This window comes from Phytohabitans aurantiacus (assembly GCF_027923225.1).
Classification (GTDB): Bacteria; Actinomycetota; Actinomycetes; order Mycobacteriales; family Micromonosporaceae; genus Phytohabitans; species Phytohabitans aurantiacus.
Map to the genome: position 1 here is coordinate 1 of NZ_BSDI01000021.1, position 16,273 is coordinate 16,273.

The window sequence follows — 16,273 nt, forward strand, 5'->3', positions numbered from 1 at the left end:
GCTATCGAGCGTGCAGGCGATCTAACCGGAACCGACCGACCACGCCCGGCGTGTCAGCAAACCCGGTGAACGTTTCTGGTCAGCGCACTAGTGGCCGCGGAAGGCTTCCTCCAGCCACCAGGAGCCGCGGCGCGACGCCACCTTGGCGTCGACCACGAGGGGACGCTCGCGCGGGCCGGCCAGCCATTCGCGTACCGCCGGCAGGTCACCGGGGTCGCGCACGGTCACGGCCGCGCAGCCGAACCCGCGCGCGACCGCCGCCAGGTCCGCGTCCGGGAACGTCACCGTGTCCAGCGGGTGGCCGTGCGGCCCGAAGTGGTGCACCTCGGCGCCGTACGCGGCGTCGTCGTACACGACGACCAGCAGCGGGACGCCGAGCCGGACCGCGGTGGTCAGCTCGGCCACGGACATGAGGAAGCCGCCGTCGCCGAGCGCCGCGACGGTGAGCCGGTCGGGCCGGGCGACCGCCGCGCCGAGCGCGCTGGCGAGGCCCAGCCCGATCGACTGGAACGCCTGCGTGAAGCAGAACCCGGCGGCGTCCGGCACGGACAGGAACATCGACGGGTACCCCATGAAGTTGCCCGAGTCGACGACCACCGTGCGTTCGGCGGGCAGCAGGTCGTCGAGCGCGATCGTCAGGGTGCGCGGGTCGATCCGGCCGTCACCGCCCTCGTCCACATAGGACACGTCGCGCCAGCGGCCCTCCGCGGCGATCCGCTCCCGTAGTTCAGGGCCGCGCCAGCCGGCGCGTGCGGGGCCGCGACGGTCCAGCTCCGCCCCGCACGCCCGGGCTATGACGGCGGCGTCTCCGGGTACCCCGATGTCGACGGGACGGTGCACGCCGAGCGCCGCCGGCTCCAGGTCGACCTGGGCGACCACCGCCGACGGCGGGATGAGCCGGCCGTGGCGGGTGGTCCACATGTTCAGGGTGCTGCCCCAGGCGACCACCAGGTCGGCGCCGGCGACAAGTTCGGCGCAGAGCGGCGTCGCGAAGCCGCCGGACACGTCGAGGTACCAGGGGTGGCCGGCGAACAGGCCCTTGGCCGCCGCGGAGACCGCGAGCAGCGCGCCGCACCGGTCGGCGAGCGCCGCGATCTCGTCGCGGGCCTTCCGGGCGCCGCGCCCGGCGATGAAGACCGGCCGGCGGGCGGCGTCGAGCGCGTCCACCAGCCGTCCGTGCTCTCTCCCTTCGTGATCAGGGCGTCCCTCATGCTGCTCTAGCGACTTGAGGGACGCCCTGATCACGGTCATTGCTTGGACGTCGAGGGGGAGGGCCAGGATCACGGTGCGGCCGGCGCCGGACGTGGCGAGGTGGCAGGCGGCCGTCACGTCTTCGGTGACCCGGTCGACGCTCAGGCGGCGGAACTCGGCACCGATCGCCGCCGCGAGCCCCGGCAGGTCGACGAAGAAGTTGGAGCGCGGGTTGGTCGCCTCGGGCGCCAGCACGACCATCGGGGTGCGGCTCTTGGCCGCCTCGGTCAGGCCGGTGAGCGCGTTGGTGACGCCCGGGCCCTGGTGCACGCTGAGCACCGCCAGCTGCCCCGACACCCGGGCGTACCCGTCGGCCATGCTCGCCGCGCCGCCCTCGTGCGCGGCCGGTACGAAGCGGGCGCCGGCCGCCACGAGCGCGTTCGTGACGTGGAAGTTGCCGCTGCCGACCACGCCGAAGACATGCTCGACGCCCTGCGCGCGCAGGGCGTGGCCGGCGGCGGTCGCGACGTCCATATCGCTGGCGCTCGACGCTACTGCTCGACCAGGGCGAGGACGCGGCAGGGGCTGCCGGAACCGTCCACGATGGGCAGTGGGCTGGCGATCAGTACCGCGCCGGTGGGCGGCAGCGCGGCGAGGTTCCGCAACTGCGTGAGCCCGTACTTGCCGGCGCCCAACAGGTACGAGTGGCAGGGGAACGGCGGGTCGAACGAGTGGGCGGCGCCCGCGTCGGTGCCGACCGTCTCCACGCCCACGCCGATGACCGGTGCCTCCTCGGCGAGCCACTTGGCGCACGCGACCGAGACGCCCGGCGTGTGGCCGGCGTTGGCGTACACGTCGTCGTCCTCGGAGCGGGCGTCCCAGCCGGTGCGCACCAGCAGCCAGCCGCCCTCGGGCAGCGGGCCGTGCGTGCGCTGCCACGCCTCGACGTGCTCGACCTCGACGAGGAAGTCGGGGTCGGCGGCCGCCTCGGCGGAAACGTCGAGCACGGCGGCGGGGCCGATGAGGTGCTTCGGCGGTACCTGGGACACGTCGGGCAGCTCGCGGCCGGTGACCCAGTGGATGGGCGCGTCGAAATGGGTGCCGGTGTGCTCGCCGGTGGCGAAGTTGTTCCAGTACCAGGCCGGCCCGGCGGCGTCGTACCGGCTGATCTCGGTGAGTTCGAAGCGGCGGGTCTGGCCGAACTGTTCGGGGAGGCCGATGATCGGCGTCCGCGCGGAGAGGGGAGCGGTGAGATCCACCACCTCGACCGCGCCGGTGGACAGGGCGCCGACGAGACCGGAGAGGAGCGTCATGGGGCGACTCTAAAGGACACCTTGTTGACAGGATCGATACAAATCGATAATCTCGCTGCTACGGAAAGCGCTTTCCGACGTGTGGGGACCTTGTGACCCGCACGAACCAGAAACGGGCTCCCACAGCTAGCGCACCCGCCAGCGGCTGCTCTGCCGCAGTGCCGGCGGCTCGCGGCATTCCGTCCAATGGGAGGTTTCCGCAATGACACCAGAACCGACCGGTACCGCCACCCCGAAATCCCGGTCACGCCGCTGGCGCGGTCCGCTGATCGCGGCCGCCGCCCTCGGCCTCGCCGCCACCGGCGCGCTCGTCGCGATGCCGAGCGCCAACGCGGCCACGTTCAACATGCAGGGCTGGGCGACCCAGGGTGGCGGCACCAGCGGCGGCGGCAGCGCCTCGCCGGTCACGGTCACCACGGCGTCCGCCCTGATCAGCAACATGCAGGCCAGCGGCTCGCGGGTCATCCGGGTATCCGGGACGATCTCGATCAGCGGCATGCAGAAGGTCGCCGCCAACAAGACGATCATCGGTGTCGGCAGCGGCGCGACGATCACCGGCGGCGGGCTCAACGTCGCCAGCGTCAGCAACGTCATCATCCGGAACATCAACTTCCGGAACTGGGGCGACGACGCGATCAACGTGCAGTACTCGACGCGCGTCTGGATCGACCACAACGCCTTCAGCAACGGCTACGACGGCGCGGTCGACATCAAGCGCGCGTCCGACTACGTCACCGTGTCGTGGAACAGGTTCTTCAGCCACGACAAGTCGGCGCTGCTCGGGCACTCCGACAGCAACGGCGGCGAAGACCGGGGCAAGCTGCGCGTCACGTACAACAACAACTACTTCGACGGCAGCAACCAGCGCCACCCGCGGGTCCGCTTCGGCAACCCGGTGCACGTGTTCAACAACTACTACCGCAACGTCGGCAGCTACGGCGTCGCCTCCACCTGCGAGGCCGGTGTTCTCGTCGAGGGCAACTACTTCGAGAACGTCTCCGACCCGTTCCACCGCGGTGAGGGCAGCTCGCCGGCCGGTTCACTGGTCGCGCGCAACAACCACTTCGTCAACTCGGGCTCGGGCTCGCAGGGCGGCAGCGTCCGCGCGATCCCCTATGGGTACCAGATGGACAGCGCGAGCAGCGTGAAGGCCTCTGTGCAGAGTGGCGCCGGCACCGGCAAGATCTGATCTGTCTCATCCTGAGCGGGCGGCCGGAAGGCCGCCCGCTCAGCACGTCTCGTCGGGATCCACCTTCGCGATGATGGCGCGGGCAACCTCTTCCATGCGCTTGACCTGCTCCGGCGTGAGCGCGTCGAACACCAGCTTGCGCACCTCGCCGACGTGGCCGGGGGCGCTCTCGACGACCTTCTCGTATCCGGCGTCGGTGAGCACCGCGACGTATCCGCGGCCGTCCTCCGGGGTGCGCTCGCGCCGCACCCACCCGCGCTCCTCCAGCCGCGCGACCAGGTGCGACAGCCGCGACTGGGAACCGTTGGCCAGGGCGGCCAGCTCGCTCATCCGCGCCGACCGGGTCGGCGACTCGGACAGCATGGCCATCACCGTGTACGCGAAGTGGGTCAGCTGGGAATCGCGCTGCAGCTGGGTGTCGAGCGCCGAGGGAACGAGCATGATGACGCCGACGAGCGCACGCCAGGCCCGCTGCTCGTCGTCGCTCAACCACCGCACGTGATCCACTCCTCAAGAATAGGGGGTGAGCCGTGTACAGCCTGCGACCCGCCACGGCTGTCGATCTTGACCTGTGTTTCGACCTGCACGCGGCGGCGATGCGTTCCTACGTGGCGGCGGTCTGGGGTTGGGACGACGGCGTCCAGCGCGACTTCCACGCCCGCGGCTTCGACCCGGCCAGGACCCGCATCCTCACGGTGGACGGCCGCGACCTCGGTGTGCTGATCGTCGAGTACCGGCCGGACGAGATCGTGCTGGGCCGGATCGAGCTGCACCCCGACGCGCAGGGGCGGGGGATCGGCACCGCCCTGATCCGCGGGGTGCTGGCCGAGGGCGCGGCGAGCGGCCGGCCGGTCACCCTCGAAGTGCTCACCGTCAACCCGCGCGCCCAGGCCCTGTACGAACGCCTCGGATTTCGCGAGGTCGGACGGTCCGGAGTGAAGGTGCGGATGCGACATTGAGGACTATCGTTAGCGCATGGTAGCGCGCACGATGCCTCCGTACCGCGCCGATCACGTCGGCAGCCTGCTGCGCCCGCCCGCGCTGTTGCGCGCCCGGGAAGACCGTGCCGCCGGCCGGATAACGGCCGACGAGCTGCGGTCCGTGGAAGACGACGCGATCAGCGCCGTGGTCCGCATGCAAGAGGAGGTCGGGCTCCAGTCGGCCACCGACGGCGAGTTCCGGCGTACCTCCTGGCACATGGACTTCATCTACCAGCTCGGCGGCATCGACCCCGTCGACGAGAAGCTCACCGTCCAGTTCTACAACGAGTCCGGCACCCTGGAGTTCCAGTCGGCCGCGCTGCGCGTGCACGACCGCGTCACGCTGGACGACACCATCTTCGGCGACGCCTTCACGTACCTGCGCGGGCAGGTGACCAGCGCCCGGCCGAAGCTCACCATCCCGTCACCCAGCATGGTCCACTACCGCGGCGGCCGGGCCGCGATCGACCCGACCGTCTATCCGGACCTCGACCAGTTCTGGGACGACCTCAGCTCCGCCTACGCCGAGCAGGTGCGGCGGCTCGGGGTGCTCGGCTGCACCTACCTGCAGCTCGACGACACCAGCCTCGCGTACCTCAACGACCCCCGGCAGCGCGAGCTGGTCGCCGCACAGGGCGGCGACCCGATGCACCAGCACGAGCGGTACATCCGGCAGATCAACGCCGCGCTGGCCGGGCGCCCGCCCGGCATGGCCGTGACCACCCACATGTGCCGGGGCAACTTCCGGTCGTCGTGGGCTGCCGAGGGCGGGTACGACTTCGTCGCCGAAGCCCTCTTCACGCAGCTCGACGTCGACGGCTTCTTCCTGGAGTTCGACGACGAGCGCTCCGGAGGCTTCGCGCCGCTGCGGTTCGTGCCGCCCGGGAAGATGGTCGTACTCGGTCTCGTCACCACCAAGCGCGGCGAGTTGGAGAGCAAAGACGACCTGAAGCGGCGCATCGACGAGGCGGCCAAGCATGTGCCGCTGGAGCAGCTGTGCCTGTCGCCGCAGTGCGGGTTCTCCTCCACAGTGGAGGGCAACGCGCTCACGTACGACGACCAGGTCGCCAAGCTGAGCCTGATCGTCGAGACCGCGCTCGACGTCTGGGGTGACTGATCGTGCGCCGGCGATCGTTGCTGGTTTTTGGTGTGGTTGGCGCTGCCGGGGTGGCTTGTGGTGACGGCGGGGGAGCCACCCCCGCCCCCGGCCGCCGCGACCAGGTCACCGTGGGCGTCATCGCGATCCTCGACGTGGCGCCGATCCACCTCGGCAAGCAGAAGGGCTTCTTCACCAGCCGCAACATCGAACTGACGCTCACCAACGCGCAGGGCGGCGCCGCGATCGTGCCGGCGGTGCTGAGCGGGCAGTTCCAGTTCGGCTTCAGCAACGTGGTGTCGTTGTTGCTGGCCCAGTCCCGCAACCTGCCGCTCAAGGTAGTTTGCAACGGAAACAACTCCACCGGCGTCGACGGCGAGGATTTCGGCAGCGTACTGGTCAAGGCCGACAGCCCGATCCGCGCCGCCGCCGACCTGCCCGGCCGGTCGGTCGCCGTCAACACGCTGCAGAACATCGTCGATACGACGGTGCGGGCATCGGTACGCAAGGCCGGCGGCGACCCTCGCGCATTGCGGTTCGTGGAGATGCCGTTCCCGGACATGCCGGCGGCGCTGCAAGGCGGCCGGGTCGACGCCGCCTTCATGGTCGAGCCGTTCCAGTCCGCAGCCCGCGCGCAGGGAGCCCGCTCGGTCGCGACCAGCTACGTCGACGCGGCACCCGACCTGACGGTGGCGCTGTACTTCACGTCTTCCGCCTTCCTCGAGAAGGAGCCCGACCTGGCGCGGCGGTTCGGCGAGGCGATGCGGGAGTCGCTGGCGTACGCGAACGACAATCCCGACGAGGCGAGAGCGGTGATCGGCACGTACACGCAGATCGCCCCGGAGGTGATAGCCGACCTGACCCTCCCGAAGTGGCCCCCGGACATCAACCGCACCTCCGTACAGACCTTGGCCGACCTGGCCCTACAGGACGGCCTCCTAACCAAACCCGCCAACCTGGCCACCCTCCTCCCATAGCCCGCACTCCCCTCCGCTTCCCGCCGCCCTTTTCCGCGGCCCCGCTGCCCCCTCTCGCCGTCGATCAAGGGCGAATGCACGTGGTTGGATCGCTTTTCGGCGTGCGTTCGCCCTTGATCCATGCGAATGCCCTTGATCGGCGTGGTGAGTGGCGCGCTCTTGCGACGTGCGACCTCACGACGCACGGCTACGCCGCGCCTTTCGCGGCGTGGCCCAGGGCCGGCGTTGGTGGGCGGGCGTGAGAGCGCCGCGCGGTCAGCGAGGCCGCGCGGTCCGGTCGCGCCCTGGCCCACGTCTTCACCCGGCCCGGCGCCGGGCGTACGGCCGAACTGCCTGTAGCGCCGCATCCATCGGGCATTGCGGACGATACGGGCGGCGCGCCTGCATCTGGCTCGCCCGGGCGCCTGGCTGCGCGCGGCGCGCCCGCTACGCCGTGCGCCGTGCGCCATGCGGCGTGCGCCGTGCGGCCGTGCGGCCTGGCGGCCGAACGCCGCGTCGATCAAGGAGAAACGCATGGATCAAGGGCAAATGCACGCGGAAAGAGATCGAACCACGTGCCTTTGCCCTTGATCGGCGGTCCGGGCGTGGCGACACGCCGCTGCCGTCGGACTCGCGCCCGCCGACGGCGTGCTGGCCCGCGCGCGTCCGCCGGCAGCGTGCCGGCCCACCCGCGCCCGCTGGCGGCGCGCAGGCCCGCCCGCGTCCGTCGATCAAGGGCATTTGCATCGATCAAGGGCGAATGCACGCGGAAAAGAGATCCAACCACGTGCATTCGCCCTTGATCGACGGAGGGAGGGGGCCCAGCCCCGGGCGGCCGCGCCGGCCCCGGGCGGTGGTCCCGGGCCGCCGGCCCCGGGATGGGGTGGTCGTCCCGGCCGGGGTATGTGCCCGGCCTGGCGCGGGATGTTAGGTGGCGGTGCAGGTGGGGGTGGGGGCGGAGTTGGTGCCGTTCCAGGAGCCGAGGAAGCCGAACGTCGTGCTCGCCCCAGCGCCCAAACTGCCGTTGTAGCTGACGTTGCGGGCGCTCACCGACGAGCCGCTGGAGGTCAGCGTCGTGTTCCAGGACTGGGTCACGGACTGGCCGTTGGCGTATGTCCAGTTGACCGTCCAGCCGCTGATCGCCGAGCTGCCCGCGGTTACCCGGACCTCGGCCTGGAAGCCGCCCTGCCACTGGCCGGTGATCGCGTACGTGGCCGTGCAGGCGCGGCCGGTGGGCGGGTTGCTGGTCGGGGGAGTGGTGGGCGGCGTGGTCGGGGGACGCGTCGTGGGCGCCGTGGTCGTGGGCGTCGTCGGGTTGACGCCGCCGAACCAGGTTGCCTCGCGGGAGGTGGCGCGGATGCCGTTGGTGCCGTTGAAGATCCGCTGACCCCAGGAGGTGAGCTGGGCGGGGTTGAAGTTGGTGACCATGTCGAGGTACTCGACGCCCCCGCCGTTGCCGCTCCACGACCAGCCGATGTATCCGATGCCGTTGGCCTGCGTGTACGACATGATGGTGTCTTCATCGGGGTTGCCATCGGAGTGGTTGTGCCCGAACTCGCCGACCACGATCGGCAGGCCGGCCGTGCGGAAGCGTCCCAGGTAGTCCTGGATCTCCGCGGCGGTGTCGAACACGCCGTACATGTGGATCGAGAAGACGGTGTTGCGCTGCGGGTCGCTGTTGAAGACCGACTGTGCGTTGTCGCGCATGATGAACTGCCAGTCCTGGCCCCACATCGGCGCGTCCACCATGATCATGTGCTCGAAGCCGGCGCTGCGCAGGCGGCCGATCGCGTTCGACGTGGCGGTGGGCCAGGTGGCGCTGACGCTGGCGTTGTTGCCGAACGGCTCGTTGCCGATGTTGATGATGATGAAGTTCTCGGTGCCGGCGAGCGCGGTGCGCTGGCCGATCCAGTAGCTGGCGGCCTGGTCGAGCGTGGCGGCCGCGCCCTCTTCGCCGTACCCGGTGGTGTCGTGCGCCTCGAGGACGCAGATCAGCCGGTTGGTGCGGCACAGGTTGACGATCGTGCCGAGGTCGTTGCTGGGACCCCAGCGCTGGCCGCTGCCGAGTACGACCCGGACCGTGTTGGCGCCGAGCGACTTGATGTTGGCGAACGAGCTGGTCTGGCTGGTGTACCAGACGTGCGGGTGGCTCACGCCGCGCATGACGAAGTTGCTGCCGTTGGCCTCGACGATCCGTCCGCTGTTGACGCGCAGCCCCACGGCCGCGTCGGCCGGCTTGACGAAGACCATGATCGAGGCGATCAGGGCGAGTACAGCGGTGCCCGCTATCGCGATCTTTCGTTTCATGATTCACCTCAGGTAGGAGCCCGTGAGGGCAGGTGAAGGGCTGTGCCCACAGCCCGACGAGGACCACCCGGCTCCCTGGGTGTGGCATCAGAGTAGATGAATGCCTCGGTCTAATCAACCGGTTAAGTTGAGGCACAAACCCAGTATCCTAGGACGCCCTAGAGGGTGTGGCGCACGGTGTCCACAAACGAGACAGCTATAGTGCTCGTCGGCAGGGCACCAGGTCAGGGGCGGGAGGGAGGCTCGGTGTCGCACGTCCAGACACCGAACGCGCGGATTCTCACGATCCCGAACCTGATCAGCTTCGCGCGCCTGTTGGGCGTGCCGCTGTTCCTCTATCTCTTCCTCGGGCCGGAGGCCGACGTCGCGGCGGTCGTCGTGCTCGCGATCGGTGGCACCAGCGACTGGGTCGACGGGTACGCCGCCCGGCGGCTGGGGCAGGTCAGCCGGCTGGGGGAGCTGCTCGACCCGGCCGCCGACCGGCTGTACATCCTCGCCACGCTCGTCGCCTTCACCGTGCGCGAGGTGGTGCCGTGGCAGTTCACCGCCGCGCTGCTGCTGCGCGAGCTGGTACTGCTCATCGCGCTCGCCGTGCTGCGCCGCCACGGGTACGGGCCGCCGCCGGTGCACTACGTCGGCAAGACCGCCACGTTCATTCTGCTCGCCGCGTTCCCCGTACTGCTGCTCGCGCACGCCTCCGCCGGCGCCGAGCCGGTCGCCGGTCCGATCGGGTGGGCGCTCGCCTGGTGGGGCCTGGTGCTGTACTGGGTGGCGGGAGCCCTGTACGTCGCGCAGGTCGCCAGCCTCGTGCGGTCCGCCCCGAGGAAGACATGAACGACAAGAACCGGGTGTTCACGCCCGACTTCCTGACCCAGCTGTTCCGTGACCCGCTCGATCCCGGGTACGCGGACGCCGCCCGCCGCCGCGCCGAGAACGGCCCGCCCGCCGGGTGGCGCGCCACCAGTACCAGAGTCATCAGCGCCGTCACGATCGTGGCCGTCGGATTCCTGCTGGTGGTGGCGTACCGCCAGACTCTCGCCGACGAACCCTCCCGCAGCCAGGCGCGGGCCGGCCTGGTCAACCAGATCGAGCAGCGTCAGGCCGAGACCGACCGCCTCGACACGGAGGCCGAGCGGCTGCGCGCCGAGGTGGCGGCCCTGCGCGACGCCGCCCTCGGCGATACCGAGGCCGAGAAGCTGCGCGACCTGGAGGCCCGCACGGGCCTCGCCCGGGTGCACGGCGACGGGGTGGTCGTGCGCGTCGACGACGCGCCGTCCGCGATCGACGCCGTCACCGGCGCCAACGGCAAGCCCGACCTCGGCCGGGTGCTCGACCGCGACCTGCAGGACATCGCCAACGCGCTGTGGAGCGCGGGCGCCGAGGCGATCGCCATCAACGACCAGCGGCTCACCGCCACGTCGACGATCCGTGCGGCCGGTTCGGCGATCCTGGTCGACTTCCGGCCGGTGACCCGGCCGTACGAGATCCGTGCCGTCGGCCCGGACGACATGGACAAGAAGCTGCGCGACAGCCCCACCGGGCGGCTGTTCCGGGCGCTGGTCGCCGACCAGGGCATGTCTTTCGAGGTACGGGACGCCGAAGACCTGACCCTGCCGGCGGCCGCCGAGCCGCGCCTGCGCTACGCCACGCCGTCCCCGTCGGTGTCGGCCAGCCCTTCGGAAGGCGGAAAATGATCGCTGTACTCGCGCTGGTCATCGGCGTGATCCTCGGCGTGGTGCTGGACCCGACGGTGCCGCTGGGACTGCAGCCGTACCTGCCGATCGCGGTGGTCGCCGCCCTCGACGCGGTGTTCGGCGGCATCCGGGCCAAGCTCGACGGGATCTTCGACGACAAGCAGTTCGTGATCTCGTTCATCTCGAACGTGCTGGTGGCGGCGCTGATCGTGTACCTGGGCGACCAGCTCGGCGTCGGCGGCCAGCTCTCCACCGGCGTGGTCGTCGTGCTCGGTGTCCGCATCTTCGGCAACGTGGCCGCCATCCGCCGGCTGCTGTTCAAGGCGTAGGGTTCGGTGCCGATGAGCAACCCAAACCGGAATTCCGGTCGTTCGCCGTCGGGGTCGTCCACGGCTCCTAGCGGGATGCACAGTCCACGGAAAGATGTGACCCGCAGGCCGACCGGCACCGGGTGGCCCGACGAGGCGAAGCGGCCCGCTCCGGCCCCTTCACCGGCGCCGGCCCGTGCCGGCGCACCCGCCGCGTCCGCGCGGCGGAACCGGTTCAGTTCCGCCGGCGTGTTCATCGCGTTGTTGCTGGGCCTGCTGGGCTTCACCCTGGTCGTCCAGCTCAAGAGCAACTCCGAGGAAACCGGCCTGGCCTCGGCCCGCCAGGAAGACCTGGTGCGCATCCTGGCCGACCTGGAGGCGCGCGAGCAGCGGCTGCGGCAGGAGATCTCCGGTCTGGAAGACAGCCAGCGCCAGCTCACCTCCGGCGTCGAGGGCCGGCAGGCGGCGCTGGAGGAGGCCAGCCGCCGCGCCGACGAGCTCGGCGTCCTCGCGGGCACACTTCCGGCCCAAGGGCCGGGACTGACCGTCCGGTTCGAGGAGGGGGACCAGAAGCTCAAGGCCGCGGCGCTTCTCGACGCTGTACAGGAACTGCGTGGCGCCGGCGCGGAGGCGATGCAGATCAGCGGTACCGGTGGCGACCCGGTGCGGATCGTCGCGTCCACGTATTTCCTGGACACCGAGGGCGGGATCACAGTGGACGGTGAGCGACTGACCGGCCCGTACACCATCGATGTCATCGGTGAGCCGCGAACGATGGAGACCGCCCTGAAGATTCCCGGTGGGGTGGTGGAGTCGGTCGGCAACGACAACGGTACGGTGATCGTCCAGGAGCGGGACGTGGTCGAGGTGTCGGCCCGTGCCGCGCCCACGAACCTGCAGTACGCACGTCCCGCCTCATAGGTAAGGAATGCCGTGATCCCCGATGATTTGCGCTACACCGCGGAGCACGAGTGGGTGGCGGCCACCGCCGGCGGACCCGTGCGGGTGGGCATCACGCACTACGCCCAGGACGCCCTGGGCGACATCGTCTACGTGCAGCTTCCCGACGCCGGAGCAGCGGTGACGGCCGGCGAGCCGATCGGCGAGGTCGAGTCGACCAAGAGCGTGTCGGAGATCTACGGGCCGGTCACCGGCAAGGTGGTCGCGCGCAACGACAAGCTCGCCGACACGCCCGAGGTCATCAACACCGACCCGTACGGCGAAGGCTGGCTGGTGGAGATCGAGCCGAGCGACCCCGCGGCACTCGACGGCCTTCTGGACGCCGCCGCGTACCGTGAGCTGACAGAGAGCTGACGGAACCTCGTGGGCATCGCCCGCGAGTCTGGTTGACCCTGTATTTGAGCGCTGGCTACGCTCGCCCAGTCGAAGCGAACCCCTGTGCTCCGTGCTGCTTGAGAAGATTCCGTGAGGTGGTCCGATGACTCGCCCAGACGACGAGTTTCCCCCACTCGACGTCACGTCCACGCTGAACCTCGGTTCGCTCGACGAGGTACTGGAAGGGCCTGACGCCGATGTGGTGCCGAGCCGGATGTCCGGCTCGCTGCCGCCCGGCATGGCGTTGCTCGTCGTCCGGCGCGGCCCGAACGCCGGCGCCCGGTTCCTGCTCGACCACGACGTGACCACCAGCGGCCGGCACCCCGACAGCGACATCTTCCTCGACGACGTGACGGTGTCGCGGCGGCACGCGGAGTTCCACCGTGACGGGGGCACGTTCACGGTGCGTGACGTCGGCAGCCTCAACGGCACGTACGTCAACCGCGAGCGGGTCGAGTCGGCCACTCTCAGCAACGGCGACGAGGTCCAGATCGGCAAGTTCCGCCTGGTCTTCATCGCCGGCCCGCGCCCCGACGAGGAGGCCAGGTAGGGCGTGTCGCTCGGCAGCGCTCCGTCATCGCCGCCCCAGCCGTCGGCGCCCCTGATGAGCATCGGTGAGGTGCTCGCTCAGCTGCGCCCGGAGTTCCCGGACACGACGATCTCGAAGCTGCGGTTCCTGGAGGCCGAGGGTCTCGTGGAGCCGCAGCGTACGCCAGCCGGCTACCGCAAGTACAGCCGGAACGACGTGGCGCGGCTACGCTTCGTGCTGACCGCCCAGCGTGACCAGTACCTGCCGCTGCGGGTGATCCGCGACCAGCTCGCCGAGCGCGAGGCCGCGCCTCCGGCGCCGTCCCGCCCGACGCTGGTGGCTGTCGGATCACAGACCGCGCCGCCGGTCGAGTCCCGGCTGACCCGTGCCGAGCTGCTGGAGCGCTCCGGGCTCGACGAGGCCACCCTGCTGGAGGTGGAGCGGCTCGGCCTGGTCGGCCCGGTCGCACCCGGCCGGTACGACGGTGAGGCGCTCGCCGTGGCGCAGGCGGTCGCCGGGCTGGCCCGGTACGGCCTCGAACCGCGGCACCTGCGCGCCTACCGCGCGTCCGCCGACCGCGAGGTCGGCCTGTTCGCCCAGCTGCTCGCGCCGATGATGCGCCAGAGCGACCCAGCGGGCCGCGCCCGCGCCGCCGAGACAGCCCGCGAACTGGCAGGCCTGTCCCAACAACTCCACGCCGCCCTAGTCCGCGCCGGCCTACGCGAAACGTTGGGCCGGTGAGCGAGTGAGCGCAGCGGCGCGGCGGCGTTACGACCGGCCCCGGTGACCGGCGACTGGCTGGACCACGTCGGGCCGGTCGTGGCGCCGCCTAGGGGCGCCGCGAAGCGAATGAGCCAGCGGTACCGTGTACCGTGCAGAGAGGGCGGAAAGACACAACCACACGGAGGCGGGCGGTGCGCGAGCTGAGCGTGGTCGGGGTGCGGGTGGAACTGCCCAGCAACCAGCCGATCGTGCTGCTGCGAGAAGTCGACGGCGACCGCTACCTGCCGATCTGGATCGGTGCGGTCGAGGCCACCGCGATCGCCTACGAGCAGCAGGGCGTCAAGCCGGCGAGGCCGCTGACGCACGACCTCATGCGCGACATCCTGGCGGCCCTACAGGCGCCGTTGCGCGCGGTGGAGATCACGGAACTCAAGGAAAACGTCTTCTACGCCGACCTGCTCATCGGTGACGGCCTGCGGGTGTCCGCGCGACCGAGTGACTCGATCGCGCTGGCGTTGCGGGTGGGCGCGCCGATCCGGTGTGCCGACCAGGTTCTCACCGAGGCCGGCATCGTCATTCCGGACGAGCAGGAAGACGAGGTGGAAAAGTTCCGGGAGTTCCTGGAGCAGGTGCGTCCGGAGGACTTCGCGGGATAAGTGTGGCGTACACCCTTGGCGGCGTGTCGCGCCAAACGTTCCCCGGGGATCCTCAGGGTGCGCTATAGGGTTGGCCTCGTTGGGAGGTTGCCACATGTCTGAGGATCCCTCTGATTCTGGTCAGCCGTCTGGTCAGCCAGAAGACCTTGACACAGTCGGGTACCGCGGGGTGACCGCCTGTCACGCGGTCGGGATCAGCTACCGGCAGCTCGACTACTGGGCGCGTACCGCGCTCGTGGTGCCGAGCATCCGCGACGCGTCCGGCTCCGGCACGCAGCGGCTGTACTCGTTCCGCGACCTGGTCGTGCTCAAGGTCGTCAAGCGCCTGCTCGACGCGGGCGTGTCCCTCCAGAACATCCGCAAGGCGATCGAGACGCTGCGTTCGCGCGGTGTCGGCGACCTGGCCGGGATCACGCTGATCTCCGACGGCACCACGGTGTACGAGTGCCGTTCGCCGGAGGAGGTCGTCGATCTGCTCCAGGGCGGGCAGGGCGTGTTCGGCATCGCGATCGGCGGGGCGTTCAAGGAGATCCAGGGTTCCCTCTCCCACCTGCCCGCCGAGCCGGCCGCTGGCACCCCGGTGTCCGCCGACGAGCCGCTCGACGACGAGCCTCCGGCGGGCGACGAACTCGCCGCCCGCCGCGCCCGCCGCCGCGCCGGCTGATCCTTCCCCTCCGCGCTGCGAGCGGCCCGCTCTCCCGGCCCGCTCCCACGCCCGCACCACTGCTCCCGCTCGACGCGTCGCGCTTGGGCCGTCGCGCTTGGTGTTTCACGGGGCCGTCGCACCGATCAAGGGCGAACGCACGTGGTTGGATCTCGTTTCCGCGTGCGTCCGCCGCCTGGCCAGCCCGGCACGGCGTGTCGCCACGCCCGGTACGCCGATCAAGGGCAAATGCGCGTGGTTCGATCTCTTTCCGCGTGCGTTCGCCCTTGATCCATGCGGATCTCGTTGATCGACGCCGCCGAGTTGAGGGCTCTGGCGCCATGTCAAACCCGACCTCCGCGCCCAGGCCGGGCCGCGAGGCACGTCCGAGACCCCGACCGGATTGTCCCGATCCGCGCAGCGGACCGCTCGAGCTGTGAACGTTTGTGGCTGCTCCAGCAGCCACAAACGTTCACAGCTCGCCGCAGGCAGCGACCCCGCCATGGGACCTCGCGCGCTCAACCCACGGCGTCGCTTCCCTAATCGCGGCGCTGACCGCGCCGGACCGCGGGACCGCGGGACCGCGCTGGCCGCGCCGGCCCGCGCCGGACCGCGGGACCCCACCGGCCGCGCCGGACCGCGTCGGCCGCGCCGGACCGCGCCCGCGCCGACCGCGGAGCGGATCGCGCGGCGGACTGGACGCGCGGAGCGGTCAGCGGGGCGGCCCGTATCGGCCGTGCGGGGAGCGCTGGCGGCGGCGCTTGGACGAGGCGATCGGGGTAGGCAGCGCGACGGAAAAATCTTCCACAAAATGTCTCGGTGGATGTCGAGAACCCGGGTCCGGCTCCGTCCCCGCACTGAACGCGGCCACAATGGCCGTACCGCGACAAGGAGATCATGATGGCCAAGTACCTGCTGCTCAAGCACTACCGCGGCGCTCCGGCGGCGGTCAACGACGTGCCGATGGACCAGTGGACGCCGGAGGAGGTTTCGGCCCACATCCAGTACATGCGGGATTTCGCCACCCGGCTCGAAGGCTCGGGCGAGTTCGTCGACGGTCAGGCGCTGTCGCCGGAGGGTACGTTCGTCCGGTACGACGGTGAGGGGCGGCCGCCGGTCACGGATGGTCCGTTCGCGGAGACGAAGGACCTGATCGCCGGCTGGATGGTGATCGACGTCGACACCTACGAGCGGGCCCTCGAACTGGCCGGTGAGCTGTCGGCGGCGCCGGGTGCGGGCGGGAAGCCGATCCACGAGTGGCTCGAGCTGCGTCCGTTCCTCGCCGAGCCCCAGACCATCACGGAGTGACGTGCCGAGCCCCAGACCATCAGGGAGTGACGTGCCGAGCCCCAG

Annotated in this window: 18 protein-coding genes; 14 read left to right on the top strand and 4 right to left on the bottom strand. The window is 70.6% G+C overall.

Annotated features, from left to right (window positions below):
- Positions 1-87: 87 nt before the first annotated feature.
- Positions 88-1,725, bottom strand: coding sequence for a thiamine pyrophosphate-binding protein (locus tag QMG73_RS21935; protein WP_281898525.1), 1,638 nt, complete (start codon positions 1,723-1,725; stop codon positions 88-90).
- A 17-nt stretch (positions 1,726-1,742) separates the two neighbouring features.
- Entirely contained in the window at positions 1,743-2,504 is a 762-nt protein-coding gene (locus QMG73_RS21940; RefSeq protein WP_281898527.1) for a cyclase family protein, read from the bottom strand.
- A gap of 202 nt (positions 2,505-2,706) precedes the next feature.
- Here QMG73_RS21940 and QMG73_RS21945 point away from each other — a divergent pair, with 202 nt between their 5' ends.
- Positions 2,707-3,693, top strand: a complete 987-nt coding sequence (locus tag QMG73_RS21945) for a pectate lyase family protein (RefSeq protein ID WP_281898529.1) — start codon at positions 2,707-2,709, stop codon at positions 3,691-3,693.
- Positions 3,694-3,732: 39 nt separating this feature from the next.
- Here the strand turns inward: QMG73_RS21945 and QMG73_RS21950 are convergent, their stop codons facing one another.
- The gene (locus QMG73_RS21950) at positions 3,733-4,191 is read right to left on the bottom strand and encodes a MarR family winged helix-turn-helix transcriptional regulator (protein ID WP_309299512.1); all 459 of its coding nucleotides are present in this window, start codon (positions 4,189-4,191) and stop codon (positions 3,733-3,735) included.
- 32 nt (positions 4,192-4,223) lie between these two features.
- Between QMG73_RS21950 and QMG73_RS21955 the strand changes: the two genes are divergently transcribed.
- Genes QMG73_RS21955 through QMG73_RS21965 form a run of 3 tightly spaced genes read left to right on the top strand, consistent with a single transcriptional unit; the run spans position 4,224 to position 6,746 of the window.
- A complete protein-coding gene (locus tag QMG73_RS21955) occupies positions 4,224-4,652 on the top strand; it encodes a GNAT family N-acetyltransferase (protein ID WP_281898533.1) in 429 nt (142 codons plus the stop codon).
- A gap of 16 nt (positions 4,653-4,668) precedes the next feature.
- On the top strand, positions 4,669-5,790 hold the full coding sequence (locus tag QMG73_RS21960; RefSeq protein WP_281898536.1) for a 5-methyltetrahydropteroyltriglutamate--homocysteine S-methyltransferase: 1,122 nt from the start codon (positions 4,669-4,671) through the stop codon (positions 5,788-5,790).
- A 50-nt stretch (positions 5,791-5,840) separates the two neighbouring features.
- Positions 5,841-6,746: an ABC transporter substrate-binding protein gene (locus QMG73_RS21965; RefSeq protein WP_281898538.1), complete on the top strand. Its 906-nt coding sequence runs from the start codon at positions 5,841-5,843 to the stop codon at positions 6,744-6,746.
- 906 nt (positions 6,747-7,652) lie between these two features.
- Here the strand turns inward: QMG73_RS21965 and QMG73_RS21970 are convergent.
- A complete protein-coding gene (locus QMG73_RS21970; protein ID WP_281898540.1) occupies positions 7,653-9,032 on the bottom strand; it encodes a cellulase family glycosylhydrolase in 1,380 nt (459 codons plus the stop codon).
- Between the two features lie 246 nt (positions 9,033-9,278).
- Between QMG73_RS21970 and QMG73_RS21975 the strand changes: the two genes are divergently transcribed.
- The 10 genes from QMG73_RS21975 to QMG73_RS22020 all read left to right on the top strand — a co-directional run bounded on the left by QMG73_RS21975 (position 9,279) and on the right by QMG73_RS22020 (position 16,228).
- The gene (locus QMG73_RS21975; RefSeq protein WP_281898542.1) at positions 9,279-9,866 is read left to right on the top strand and encodes a CDP-alcohol phosphatidyltransferase family protein; all 588 of its coding nucleotides are present in this window, start codon (positions 9,279-9,281) and stop codon (positions 9,864-9,866) included.
- On the top strand, positions 9,863-10,726 hold the full coding sequence (locus QMG73_RS21980) for a DUF881 domain-containing protein (protein WP_281898544.1): 864 nt from the start codon (positions 9,863-9,865) through the stop codon (positions 10,724-10,726). Before QMG73_RS21975 ends, QMG73_RS21980 begins: the two co-directional genes overlap by 4 nt.
- Positions 10,723-11,055, top strand: a complete 333-nt coding sequence (locus tag QMG73_RS21985) for a small basic family protein (RefSeq protein WP_281898546.1) — start codon at positions 10,723-10,725, stop codon at positions 11,053-11,055. The genes QMG73_RS21980 and QMG73_RS21985 overlap by 4 nt, the downstream gene beginning before the upstream one ends.
- 12 nt (positions 11,056-11,067) lie before the next feature.
- On the top strand, positions 11,068-11,955 hold the full coding sequence (locus tag QMG73_RS21990; protein ID WP_407676843.1) for a DUF881 domain-containing protein: 888 nt from the start codon (positions 11,068-11,070) through the stop codon (positions 11,953-11,955).
- A 12-nt stretch (positions 11,956-11,967) separates the two neighbouring features.
- Positions 11,968-12,348 carry a glycine cleavage system protein GcvH gene (gcvH, locus tag QMG73_RS21995; RefSeq protein WP_281898551.1) on the top strand — a complete coding sequence of 127 codons (381 nt, stop codon included), beginning with the start codon at positions 11,968-11,970 and terminating at the stop codon, positions 12,346-12,348.
- 124 nt (positions 12,349-12,472) lie between these two features.
- Positions 12,473-12,919, top strand: coding sequence for an oxoglutarate dehydrogenase inhibitor Odhl (gene odhI, locus QMG73_RS22000; RefSeq protein WP_265251338.1), 447 nt, complete (start codon positions 12,473-12,475; stop codon positions 12,917-12,919).
- Between the two features lie 54 nt (positions 12,920-12,973).
- Positions 12,974-13,639, top strand: a complete 666-nt coding sequence (ftsR, locus tag QMG73_RS22005; protein WP_281898554.1) for a transcriptional regulator FtsR — start codon at positions 12,974-12,976, stop codon at positions 13,637-13,639.
- 173 nt (positions 13,640-13,812) lie between these two features.
- Positions 13,813-14,277, top strand: coding sequence for a bifunctional nuclease family protein (locus QMG73_RS22010; RefSeq protein ID WP_265251340.1), 465 nt, complete (start codon positions 13,813-13,815; stop codon positions 14,275-14,277).
- Between the two features lie 94 nt (positions 14,278-14,371).
- Positions 14,372-14,941 carry a MerR family transcriptional regulator gene (locus QMG73_RS22015; protein ID WP_281898556.1) on the top strand — a complete coding sequence of 190 codons (570 nt, stop codon included), beginning with the start codon at positions 14,372-14,374 and terminating at the stop codon, positions 14,939-14,941.
- Positions 14,942-15,820: 879 nt separating this feature from the next.
- Positions 15,821-16,228: a YciI family protein gene (locus tag QMG73_RS22020; protein WP_281898557.1), complete on the top strand. Its 408-nt coding sequence runs from the start codon at positions 15,821-15,823 to the stop codon at positions 16,226-16,228.
- Positions 16,229-16,273: the final 45 nt, after the last annotated feature.